Source organism: Niameybacter sp. (genome assembly GCF_036655075.1).
Classification (GTDB): domain Bacteria; phylum Bacillota; class Clostridia; order Lachnospirales; family Cellulosilyticaceae; genus Holtiella.
This window is the reverse complement of sequence record NZ_JAVVQU010000057.1, coordinates 2,004-13,305: the sequence shown is the minus strand read 5'-3', so window position 1 is coordinate 13,305 and position 11,302 is coordinate 2,004. Positions and strand designations below refer to the sequence as shown.

Genomic DNA, 11,302 nt, shown 5'->3' with positions numbered 1-11,302 from the left:
TCCAACTTTCCAACTAACCAATCAATTTACTTTCCACCACTTTGGTGATGGTCTCTAGTGTTTCTTTGTGTAGTCCTCCGATGGCTTGGCCTAAGTTGTAGAGCCCTTCATCTGTTGCTTCTTTGTAGCAATTGCCTAGCGTCTGTGACCCTTTGGTGAATTTTAAACTTACCTTTACTTCTTCGAGTTCTGCTGTAACTGCCATTTGTATTCCTCCTTGGGATGGATATGTATTGTAAGCGTCGACTGCTTATACTACGTTATACGCTTCAGCACAAAAAATTCGTCACTTTTTCAAAAAGTTTTTTAATTTTTTTAGAAGTCTTCGCTTTTTGGAGTCTAGTTGCTTATAGGGAATGTCCAACCTTTCACTCATAGCATACAGACTCTCCCCCCTCAGATAAAAGCTCACCAAAATCTCTCGCTCTATAGGTTGTAAGTGCTCTAAGATGGACTCTGATTGCACACCTAATAAAGCCTCTACTTCTGTACTTTTTTCATCAACATAAGTATGGGCTAATGCCACAAATTCATCTTGATCTAGAAAAACCTCCTCTACGCCTCTACCCTCTTTTCGCTTAATCTGAATAAAGTGGTTTTTCAAGTTCCCCACAAAATAAGTGGTAAATGTAGTATTTTTATTGACATCATAAGACTCTAGACTCTTATGAAATGCATAATATGCTTCTTGGTACCAATCTTCTTTCTCAACTTCTCTTTTTTCGAACATGTTCACGTACTTCCATATCATCTTGTCTACTCGTTGCCACAATTCAGTTGTATAGCTCACGTCAATTTTGCTTAACCTTACTAATTCTTCAATTGATTGTTGCATGCTGGATTCCCTTCCAGCTACGCGTAGCTTTACCTTGTAGTAACTAGTCCTACTTTAAATATATCAGAATATTTTACTCATCAAAATAGTTTTCTTAAAATCCGTTATTTTTTTTGACGATTTTTTAGATTTATAGCGTATAACGATATAAATACACAGATTCACTTAGTGGATTTAGGAGGAATATACTATGCAAAGTCAAAAATGTTTGAAATACTGTCCAGAGCTTAACACCCTTACAGGGAGTATTACAGCAAGTCTACTCTTATGCCAACTTGAATACTGGTTCGACAAAACCAAGTCTACGCCTTTCTACAAGTTCTTGGAACCTTGTGGGCATAATGCCTACAAAAAAGGGGATAGCTGGACAGAGGAACTAGGCTTTAGCAAGGCGGAGTTTCGCAATGCCTTTAACCGTATTGGCAAGGTGTACAAAACCAAGAAGGACTACATAGCAAGCCAAGATCCCTTTGAAGGCAAGCTCTACTTGTCCTACTATGACCGGATCAAAAAGCTCACCTATTACCTACGCAATACAGATGCAGTACATACACTTCTTACACATTCACATTGTGCACTTGGGTATTACAAAGATTACGCTCCTTCTAAGTCTCTTAAATCTCTTAAAACACATAAAGATACAGAGAAAGACAAAGCGAGCGCCCCTACACTTGCTCATACCGTCCTCACCCTCTTTAAAACCCACTGTCCTTCTCTAGATAGTCCTAACACATTGGGGCAACGCACGCACAAGTACCTCAAGCAGCTCACTGCACACCTTGTTCAAAAGGGTCTAGATGTACAGGCTACACTCGAGCGCGCCTTTAAGGCTGTCGAGTCTTCCGACTTTCTATGCGGGCGACAAGAGGGGTGTACCTGGCGTGCCTATTTGGAGTGGATGCTTCAACCAGACAAGTTCTTTGCCATCTTGAGTGGGAAGTACGCCCCTTTTAAGCCTCGCCGCACCACCCGCTCTACCACACCTCATAGCCCTTGGGCATGGACTGTATCTTCTTCCCCTGTCACACTCCCTCTAGGTGCCTCCCGCTCTGCCTTCCACCGGGTGGAGGGACATGACTTTGACTTAAAGCTTCTAGAATCTCTAGAACAGGCACGTTTAGTCGCCACCTACGAAGCCAAATCAAAAAAAGTTTAATTTTTTTTAAAATAAGTGACGAATTTTTTGTCATGGAGCGTATAACGTAAATGTAAGGGTTAAGCGCAGAAGCAATATCCTAGGTGGCAGATGCGCACCACCCTTACTTCTAAAAGACTTGTAGCCCACTGGTGTCCTCCCCGTCGCCAAGTAGCTAGAAGGCTTTTGGATAACTTGACTCACTTTAGGGAGTGGCACTCGGGTGAGTTCAGGGGCAATACCTAAGTTTTGCAGTACTTCGTTGTTTAGATTCATGTAACCTCCTATAGCCAATAGTCAAACAGGTACATACCCATGGTAACCCCAATGTACGGTAGCTGGTGAGACACTTGCAGCGATAAGTCACGGACCTCTATCCCTGAAGCACACTCCCAAGCACCGCCACATGGTAAGTCCAGCGGTCACACCCTCTATGACTAAACGCTAGAACGTGGTTGGGTGAAGGCTACTCGGATGGAGGCTGGAACTTTGCCACAACACATAAGCCATCTTAAGTCCAGTCACAGATTTTACGGGGAGAAGACTGCCTTAAGGTGGCTTATTGTGTCTAAAAATAATTAATTGCTGAAAAAAGGAGATGAACGCTTACGCTGAATATACAATCTGCACTTTTAACACCCAATCCATACAGTCGGCCTCAGTTGCCACTGCGTGTTATCCATAAAATTGTGATCCACTGGGTAGCCAACCCTGCAACCCCTGCACTGGCTAACCGAAACTACTTTGAAAACTTAAAGGCTGGCACCCGTGGGGTCTATGCCAGTAGTCACTACATTGTAGGCTTGGGCGGGGAGATTCTACACTGTATTCCAGATACGGAGCAAGCTTATCACGCCAAAAATGCCAATAGCAAAAGCCTTGGCATCGAAGTGTGTCACCCTGACTGGGAAGGTCAGTTTGGAGAGGCTACCTATGAAGCCCTCACCCAGTTTCTCGCCAAGCTCTGCATGCGCTACACCCTAGACCCAGACCGCGACATCATCCGCCACTACGACGTGACGGGCAAAGTGTGCCCTCAGTTCTACGTTCGCAATCCCGCCCACTGGACCAAGCTGAAGGCAGATGTGGTACATATCTTGAAACTGGCTTACCTACAAGTGACCCCTAACCCACCACCACCTAGTGACTTATTAGTACCCCAAACCATTGCCCTCGAACTCAATGGGGTGTTGAAGGAGGTACAAGCCTTTTCTTATGAAGAGACCTATTATGTGAAACTCAGAGACTTACAAGATAAGCAGATTCATGTAGCCTATGATGGGGAGAGACGTCTGCCTGTTGTGAAGGTGTTATAGATGTGACAAAAGCCGCCTAAGACTTAGGCGGCTTTTGTTATTAAATATGTTTATTATACTTATCTCCCTTAAAACGGATACCAGAAGTAGGCAATCTGACTTTTCAGCACAAGGCCGCCTATGAGGAAGAGGACCCTACTCTTTAGAAATCTTATTGATTCAGTTCTTGTGCGCGATTCATCATGAATCTCCAGCTGTCTTCGCACATTTCATCTACGTCTTTAGTTGCTTCCCAGTCAAGGAGGCGTTTTGCTTTTTCTGTCTTTGCGTAGCATGCTGCAATGTCACCAGGTCTTCTTGGGGCAATGCGGTAAGCAACTTCTTTGCCACTTGCTTTTTCAAAGGCTTTCACCATTTCAAGAACGCTGTAGCCGTGTCCTGTACCTAAGTTGTATGTATCAATACCTGGTACTTCTGTAATGCGTTTGATGGCTTGTACGTGACCTTTTGCTAAGTCCACAACGTGGATGTAGTCGCGTACGCCTGTACCGTCTACTGTTGCATAGTCATCTCCAAAGACATTGAGGGCTTCTAACTCGCCTACTGCTACTTTGGCGATGTATGGCATAAGGTTGTTTGGAATCCCATTTGGTTCTTCACCAATAAGACCTGACTTGTGTGCACCTACTGGGTTGAAGTAACGAAGAAGCGCTACACGCCATGCGTTGTCTGCTTTGTACACATCTTGCATGATGTTTTCTATCATGAGCTTTGTTGCACCATATGGATTCGTTGTAGATGTTGGGAAAGATTCATCGATAGGTACTGTTGCAGGGTCTCCGTATACAGTCGCTGATGAGCTAAACACTAACTTCTTCACATTGTGTGCTGCCATGGCTTCACAAAGGACAAAGGTACTTGTTAAGTTGTTGTGGTAGTAAGCGAGCGGGATTTGACAAGACTCTCCGACTGCTTTGTACCCTGCAAAGTGAATGGCTGCATGGATTTCATGTTCTTCTAAAATACGGTCTAAAAGGGCACGATCCTTCACATCCCCTTCGTAAAAGGCAATCTCTTTGCCTGAAAGTTGCTTAATTTTCTCAAGAGCAGAAGGCTTTGAATTGCTAAAGTCATCAATAATGACAACCTCATATCCTGCCTCTAAAAGTTCTACACATGTATGACTCCCGATGTAGCCAGCCCCACCTGTTACTAAAATTTTCATTTCTAGTTCCTCCTCTTAATTGTTTGTTAGCTGTATTATAACACAAGATACTAACAGCTTCTATTTTTTATATAATCTTGTATATTTTTTTTGATTTTTAATGTGTTCTATACCTTACCGCTTAATACCAACGTCCTAGTATTTTCTTAAAGGGTTTCACCACTGGAAAATCTACCTTTTTGTTCTCTAAAATCTGTACCCCTATTCGCTGCATCTGCTCTACTACTTCTTGTCCACAGCCCTCTTGTAGCGTTTTGTATCCACAGCTTACTGGGTGAAAGACCTTCTCTTTGTGGACATCTGAACCGAGTATGTGGACAAATCCGTGCTTCACCAACTTATGAGCAAGTTTTCTTCTACTTGATGCCTTGTGTAAGGAAACGGTATTTAGCTGCAACACACAGCCCATTTCTAGGAAGGGGATGAGGCAGTTGGGGTTGTCCATCACTGTGTCGTAGCGCTCCACATGGGCAATGATTGGGACAAATCCCTTATCTTTGACCTTCTCTACGCTTGTGTATACCCAATCCGACCAGTGACTATAAGGCATCTCCAGTAAGATATAACGTGTGCCTTCTATACATAATGCTTCTAAGTGCTCTAACTGACATGTATCTACTGACAAGAGGACTTCTGCACCTGTGCGTACTTCTAATCCCAGTTCTTGGATAGCCCCTTGCAGACGGGCGCGCGCTTCTGTACGATTGGCTTCAAAAGTCGCCACCTCTTGGTCTGGATAAAAGTGAGGGGTGACTAAAACGGTCTTGACCCCTGCCTCCTTTTGTTGTTCTAAGATGCTGATGGATTCTTCTAGGCTTCTACTCCCATCATCTATTTCCGGTAAACTATGTGTGTGAAAATCAATCATCTGCCTTTTTCTCTCCTCTCATTTGTACCTAAACGCCCTTTCACTTTTCAACTTTCCAACCGATTTACTATATACTTTACATTTCAACCGCTTAAAAGTCCAACAAAATAGTGACATCTCCTGCCATTTTACAATTTGATATCTTATTTTTAATGTGCTAAACTAAGTATGTAATCTAATCTTTACTAGGGGGCTTTAAAAATGAATCTGTTTTACAAATCTATTTTGCTTGTAAGTGACATCTTACTTGTCAACCTTGCCTTAGGGCTCGCATTACTTCTTCGTTTTGACCTAAGGATACCTTCTCAATATGTCGAGCTCTATAAGCATCAATGGATTGTACTGGTACTTATTCACTTAACGGTGAATATGGGCTTTAGACTATACCGTTGCTTACTTCGTTACATTACTACACGTGAGTTACTCTACATCAGTGGTGCAACACTTCTTTCTTCTGGCTTGTATATGGGTTATGGTCTTTTCTTTAACCAGGCCTTTCCACGTACAGTCTATCTCAGCTATACGATCTTTTTATTATTACTTATGATTTTATCTCGTTTTAGCTACAAATTTGTCAATCGTATTTTGAGCAAATGCTCAAAGAGCTATTTAGCTTTAAAATGTCAGATAAATGGAACCTCTAGACATCGTACACTTTTAATCGGTGCAGGTGATGCTGCTGCGATTATTGTCAAAGAATCTAAAAAAGAAGTTGCACCCTTTTATAAAATTGTTGCAGCTTTGGACGATGATAAGTCAAAACATAAATCTTCTCTTAATGGGGTACCTATTGTAGGGAGCATAGACCAATTAGAAAAATACATAGAGGCCTACAAGATTGATACCATCATTGTAGCCCTTCCGACAGCAGGTGCACAGCGTATTGCCGAGGTCCTTTCACTGTGTAGTCAAACAGAGTGTCAACTCAAGATTTTCTCTGGGATTTCTAGTGCCATTTCCGAAGATGGTCCAACACCTCATCTACGTAATGTCAAGATTGAAGACTTACTAGGACGAGATGAGATTGTCCTAGACGCTAAAGAGGTGAAAGCTCATATCCAAAACCAAACTGTACTTGTAACAGGGGGCGGTGGCTCCATTGGTTCTGAGCTCTGTAGACAAATTAGCGCACTGAATCCTACCCGCTTAATCATCTTTGATATTTATGAAAACAATGCCTATGACCTTCAAAATGAGCTTTTACGCAATGGCTTCCCAAAAGCTAAGTTAACCGTTCTCATTGGGTCTGTACGTGACAAAGCCAAGCTTGAAGAAGTCTTTAGTCTCTACAAGCCTAATATTGTCTTCCATGCAGCAGCCCATAAGCATGTACCACTTATGGAAGATAGTCCAAGTGAAGCCATTAAAAACAATGTATTTGGTACGATGAATACAGCCCTTTGTGCAAGGGATCATAAAGTGAAGAAATTCATCCTTATTTCTACAGATAAAGCGGTCAATCCAACCAATGTTATGGGGACGACTAAACGTCTTTGTGAACTGATTGTACAGTCTATTAACAAAACAACCCCTCACACTGACTTTGTAGCGGTACGCTTCGGAAACGTACTTGGCAGTAACGGCAGTGTCATCCCACTCTTTAAACGTCAACTTGAAGAAGGTGGACCACTTACTGTTACCCATCCAGACATCATTCGTTACTTCATGACCATTCCAGAAGCTGTAAGACTCATCTTACAAGCCATGTCCTTTGCTGAGGGTGGTGAAATCTTTGTACTCGACATGGGCGAACCTGTCAAAATCTTAGATCTTGCACTCAACTTCATTAAACTTTCAGGCCTTGAGCCTTATACCGATGTAGACATTAAGTTTACAGGTCTTAGACCAGGTGAGAAACTCTACGAGGAGCTCCTCATGGATGAAGAAGGCATGGGGAAAACGTCTAACAAGAAAATCTTCATTGGTACACCAAGTCCTATCACTTTCCACGAACTTGCAGAACACTTGAAGTACTTACATCACGCGATTGAGTCAGGTAGCGACTTACGCCAAGCACTTCATAATGTGGTACCTACCTACCGCATTTCTCCAAATGGATGTGAGATACCTCACCCAAATCAAGAGGCAAAGGTAGGCTAATCAACAACAACTAAGGGGGACGGTCCCTGACAAAAGTCATCTACATAACTTTTGTCAGGGACCGTCCCCCTTCTCTTTGTCTATTCTCCGTATTGCGTATAGGCACTATTTTTATAGCCATATTGGCTATACTTACTATACTTACTATATTTTCCATAGCCTGCTTTCTTATCCTTCACACCGTGTAGGATAAGGCCTAATATTTTCCCTTGTGCAAACTCTAGCTTGCTCACCGCATCTTGCATATCCTTGTGGTGTGTAACACCTTGTCTAACGACTAGCACTGTCCCAGATACCTGAGTTGAGAGCACTGTGGCATCTGTTACCACGTTAAGCGGTGGTGTGTCTAAAAAGATATAATCATACTGTGCACTTAATGTGTCCAAAATTTGCGTCATAGACTCTGAAGCTAAGAGCTCTGCTGGATTCGGTGGGATGTGCCCTGATGTGATCACCTCTAAGTTCTCATATTGAGTAGGTATAATGGCTTCTTCCACTTTGCAAAAGTGTCCCAATAAGTGCGCAAGACCTTTTTCATTGGCAAGGTCTAGCTTTCTATGTATGGTTGGCTTTCTAAGGTCCGCATCAATCACTAAGACTTTAGATCCTGTTTGTGCAAAGGTAATGGCTAGGTTTAAGCACGTGGTACTTTTCCCTTCTCCTGGGAAGGAGCTTGCCACAACAATTTTTTTACACCCTTCTCCTGGAATAGAAAACATGGTGTTGGTACGTGTAGCCTTGTAGGCTTCTTTAACATGGAAACTTGCTGTATCACTTAAGATCATTTCTCTTTCTTGTTCAGGTAAAACCGTTGTACTGTGTTTTTTCTTCTTCATATTAAAAAATGACTTCATCTTCTTCTCCACCTTTTACTTAATACGCGTTTGTGCAGATTCTAAGTCTGGAATAGCACCTAAAATTGGCATATCGTAATATTTTTTCAAGTCTTCTTCATCTTTAACACGATTGTCTAACATAGCAGCTACTAGTACACCAAGTACAGATAGAACCCCACCTAGCATAAATCCGATTAAAGTATTGAGTAAAACATTGGGTGAAGAAGGTCCCTCAGCTGGTACTGCTTGGTCAATCAGTTCCACTGACCCTGCCTTAACTACACGGATAATCTCCTCTGGTGCAAGCTCTGCTATGGTATTAGCAATTAGTGCTGCCTCTTCTGAGTCTTTGGCTGTCACTTTGACTTCAAAGATTTCTGTCCCATTCACAGCACTTGCACTCATCATCTTGCGCACATCTGCTGCTGTGTATTCAAGGCCTGTTGCTTCGCACACTTTGCTTAAGACATTATCACTTTTTAAGATTTCAATATAAGTACTTACAAGTTTTTGTGAGGTATTGATATCATTTATATTGGCAACGGTTGTCTCTGCATTAGGATTGTTGTTGACATACATACTTACACGTGATGTAAAGGTTGGGTCGATCACATAGTTACTCACCCCAAAAGCTGCGATTCCCCCAATAACTGTGCAAAGTACAATGATTACGACTTTGCTCCATAAGATCATAAAAATCTCTTGTAACGATATTTCATTTGTTTCTTCCATTGTTAGTTAGCCTCCTATTACGTCTCTATTTTACTAGACGCTCCTTAGTATAAAAGGTGTTTATATTGATAATAATACCCTCTTACTGTCTCAAGTTCTGCGTCATCAAACTTCTCTATTGCAATCTGTTTTGCTGCTCGTATATCCCCTTGGGAGAGTCCATCTGATGCAAGCCCCATTAAATAATTAATATCTGACATCGGAATATTGCCAAGAACTAAGTTCATCATAGCATTCTTATCTTTTGTTGGCACTACCGTTAAAATGTGCTCTGCACGCTGCTCGAGTGCCTGACGGACATCATCTGTTGTAACAGGTTTCGTAAAGTCTAGGCTAGGTTTACGCCCTACTGGCCCCTTTGTCTGTGGTGTATCCTTAGCTTCTGCATCCCCTTTGGGGCTTGATGTACTACTTGCCGTACTGTTTTCTGTACTGCTTTCTGTATTGCTTTCTACCTGCCCATTACCACCTTGGAAGAGGATTTGAACTTGTTCAACCTCCTCCTAGGTTAAGACACGCGTAGGTTCACTGAGGTCAATGCCTGTCTGCTGGATAAATTCCTTTTGAATTTCACTATCAAAAGCCTTTTTAATTACATAGTCACTTGCCCCTTGGTAAATGCTATAGGCGATTCCGCCCCCTACTAAAAGGAATCCAAGTGTACAACTTCCTATAATCATGGCTACTTTTTTCTTCTTAGTCATACCCTTACTCATGCCGATTACTCAACTTCAAGACGAATCGTGATGGTAATAGGTGCTTCTTGCCCAAAACGAAGTTGACGTTTGAAGCTGTATTCTGTAGGTAAGCTTCCCCCTGTGTACTGGCGTACCATGCTGTTGACATTGGCAAATTGGCTTCTCATATGACGAATAGAGATGACCCCATCATCTGCAAGCATAGCGTATACTGTATCAGATGAAACCCCTACTGCCTCTGCAATATCTTTAAGCTCTGAATTGTTAGCGGTCACTTGGCTCAGCATTTCTTCAAAGATACCAAGGGCTGCATCTGCCATTCTGAAGGTATAAGGTTCATTTGTTCTCATAGCGCCACCAAATGGCCCTTCGATATACGCCCCTGCTACATTGGTAGAAATCATTAAGCTTTCCATACCATCAAAGCCAGATACTTGTCCTGCTAAGTCCTTTAAGTTGATGACAACTTCTCTCCCTACGACCTCTACAGGTACAAAGTTGCCTCCAATGAAGACACCTGCTTCTTCAATCACAACAGGATCCGCTTTGGCGTTAGATGTTTCTTTGACAACCCCTTCAATGGTAAACTTAGCATCGGCTGCAATAAGAAGGTAGTCTGTCACAGTTTTTTCTCTAAGTCTTACACTCTCATTAGGTGCTGTAACGACTAATTTTTTCATGGCGCCTTTTGTAAAGTCAAAAGGTGCTACACTTGCTAAGTGAACGGTATCATAAGTTCCACTTAAAGTGACTTTTCCACCTTGTACATAAATGCTTCCATTGACTGTTACATTGTCAAAACGTACTTTGCCTTCTCCAATGGATTCGCTTAAATACACATTTCCATTGATAACTACATCTTTAAGGATAACATCAGCGGCTTGGATCACTACGTTCCCCTCTAAGTGATCTGTATATGTACCTGCTTCTTTAATCATATGTGGTGTTAAGTTTTCTAAGATGGTTACAACTTCTGCACGTGTAATATTGGCTTGTGGCTTAAAGCTTCCATCTGGATTGCCTTTGATATAGCCCTTTTGTACTAAAGCTTGTACCGCATCTTGTGCCCATATAGCAATCTCTTTTGCATCTGTAAAAGTGACAGTTGCTTCTCCTGTAGCTTGCATATCATATGCCTTTGCAATGGCATAGGCCACTTCTTCACGTGTTGCTGGCTTACTCGGTTCAAACTTTGTACCTGGTGTGTACATGAGCCCCCTATTGGCTACTGCACCAATGGCTTCTGTATACCATTTACCTGCTTCTACATCTGCGTACTTTCTGATGCTTTCACCTGGTGTATATTGGAAAGTTCTATTGAGGAAGGTTGCAAGCTCTGCACGTGTTACAGGTGCATTGGGCTTGAAGTCACCATTTTCCATCCCTTTTACAATCCCATAGCCAGACCACTTATCAATAGCTGTTGCCGCCCAGTGCCCCTCGTAGTCCTTAGCCCATACTGTCTGTGCCATAAGCATTGTACCTAGTACCGACAGAGCGATCCATTTACTCCTATTTTTCTTCATCAATTTCATAGTGTCCCCCTGAATTTTATAATTTTCCTTAATTAATGACTTTATAAACTCAATTTTATTCTATTATATATTACCATAAAAT

Annotated in this window: 13 protein-coding genes; 3 read left to right on the top strand and 10 right to left on the bottom strand. The window is 42.1% G+C overall.

The window, feature by feature from the left end:
- Positions 1–13: 13 nt before the first annotated feature.
- Both RRY75_RS12585 and RRY75_RS12580 read right to left on the bottom strand, forming a co-directional pair.
- The gene (locus RRY75_RS12585; RefSeq protein ID WP_332717064.1) at positions 14–205 is read right to left on the bottom strand and encodes a DUF1659 domain-containing protein; all 192 of its coding nucleotides are present in this window, start codon (positions 203–205) and stop codon (positions 14–16) included.
- Between the two features lie 81 nt (positions 206–286).
- Positions 287–835 (bottom strand): sigma-70 family RNA polymerase sigma factor, encoded by a 549-nt coding sequence (locus RRY75_RS12580; RefSeq protein ID WP_332717061.1) that lies wholly within the window; start codon positions 833–835, stop codon positions 287–289.
- Positions 836–1,025: 190 nt separating this feature from the next.
- Here RRY75_RS12580 and RRY75_RS12575 point away from each other — a divergent pair, with 190 nt between their 5' ends.
- The gene (locus RRY75_RS12575; protein WP_332717057.1) at positions 1,026–1,991 is read left to right on the top strand and encodes a hypothetical protein; all 966 of its coding nucleotides are present in this window, start codon (positions 1,026–1,028) and stop codon (positions 1,989–1,991) included.
- Positions 1,992–2,021: 30 nt separating this feature from the next.
- Here RRY75_RS12575 and RRY75_RS12570 read toward each other — a convergent pair whose 3' ends face one another.
- Complete coding sequence (locus RRY75_RS12570) at positions 2,022–2,246, bottom strand: hypothetical protein (RefSeq protein ID WP_332717055.1); 225 nt, start codon at positions 2,244–2,246, stop codon at positions 2,022–2,024.
- 386 nt (positions 2,247–2,632) lie between these two features.
- Here RRY75_RS12570 and RRY75_RS12565 point away from each other — a divergent pair, with 386 nt between their 5' ends.
- The gene (locus RRY75_RS12565) at positions 2,633–3,286 is read left to right on the top strand and encodes a peptidoglycan recognition protein family protein (RefSeq protein WP_332717052.1); all 654 of its coding nucleotides are present in this window, start codon (positions 2,633–2,635) and stop codon (positions 3,284–3,286) included.
- A gap of 151 nt (positions 3,287–3,437) precedes the next feature.
- Here the strand turns inward: RRY75_RS12565 and galE are convergent, their stop codons facing one another.
- Both galE and RRY75_RS12555 read right to left on the bottom strand, forming a co-directional pair.
- On the bottom strand, positions 3,438–4,451 hold the full coding sequence (gene galE, locus RRY75_RS12560; protein ID WP_332493781.1) for a UDP-glucose 4-epimerase GalE: 1,014 nt from the start codon (positions 4,449–4,451) through the stop codon (positions 3,438–3,440).
- A gap of 121 nt (positions 4,452–4,572) precedes the next feature.
- Positions 4,573–5,319, bottom strand: coding sequence for a tyrosine-protein phosphatase (locus RRY75_RS12555; RefSeq protein WP_332717047.1), 747 nt, complete (start codon positions 5,317–5,319; stop codon positions 4,573–4,575).
- A gap of 201 nt (positions 5,320–5,520) precedes the next feature.
- Between RRY75_RS12555 and RRY75_RS12550 the strand changes: the two genes are divergently transcribed.
- Positions 5,521–7,419 carry a polysaccharide biosynthesis protein gene (locus RRY75_RS12550; RefSeq protein ID WP_332717044.1) on the top strand — a complete coding sequence of 633 codons (1,899 nt, stop codon included), beginning with the start codon at positions 5,521–5,523 and terminating at the stop codon, positions 7,417–7,419.
- Positions 7,420–7,499: 80 nt separating this feature from the next.
- Here RRY75_RS12550 and RRY75_RS12545 read toward each other — a convergent pair whose 3' ends face one another.
- The 5 genes from RRY75_RS12545 to RRY75_RS12525 form a co-directional block, all read right to left on the bottom strand.
- Positions 7,500–8,273, bottom strand: a complete 774-nt coding sequence (locus tag RRY75_RS12545) for a CpsD/CapB family tyrosine-protein kinase (RefSeq protein ID WP_332717041.1) — start codon at positions 8,271–8,273, stop codon at positions 7,500–7,502.
- A 15-nt stretch (positions 8,274–8,288) separates the two neighbouring features.
- Positions 8,289–8,987 carry a YveK family protein gene (locus RRY75_RS12540; RefSeq protein ID WP_332717038.1) on the bottom strand — a complete coding sequence of 233 codons (699 nt, stop codon included), beginning with the start codon at positions 8,985–8,987 and terminating at the stop codon, positions 8,289–8,291.
- A gap of 44 nt (positions 8,988–9,031) precedes the next feature.
- Positions 9,032–9,217: a hypothetical protein gene (locus tag RRY75_RS12535; RefSeq protein WP_332717035.1), complete on the bottom strand. Its 186-nt coding sequence runs from the start codon at positions 9,215–9,217 to the stop codon at positions 9,032–9,034.
- Positions 9,218–9,490: 273 nt separating this feature from the next.
- Positions 9,491–9,691 (bottom strand): hypothetical protein, encoded by a 201-nt coding sequence (locus RRY75_RS12530; protein ID WP_332717032.1) that lies wholly within the window; start codon positions 9,689–9,691, stop codon positions 9,491–9,493.
- A gap of 17 nt (positions 9,692–9,708) precedes the next feature.
- Positions 9,709–11,220, bottom strand: a complete 1,512-nt coding sequence (locus tag RRY75_RS12525; protein WP_332717029.1) for an S-layer homology domain-containing protein — start codon at positions 11,218–11,220, stop codon at positions 9,709–9,711.
- Between the last annotated feature and the right edge of the window lie 82 nt (positions 11,221–11,302).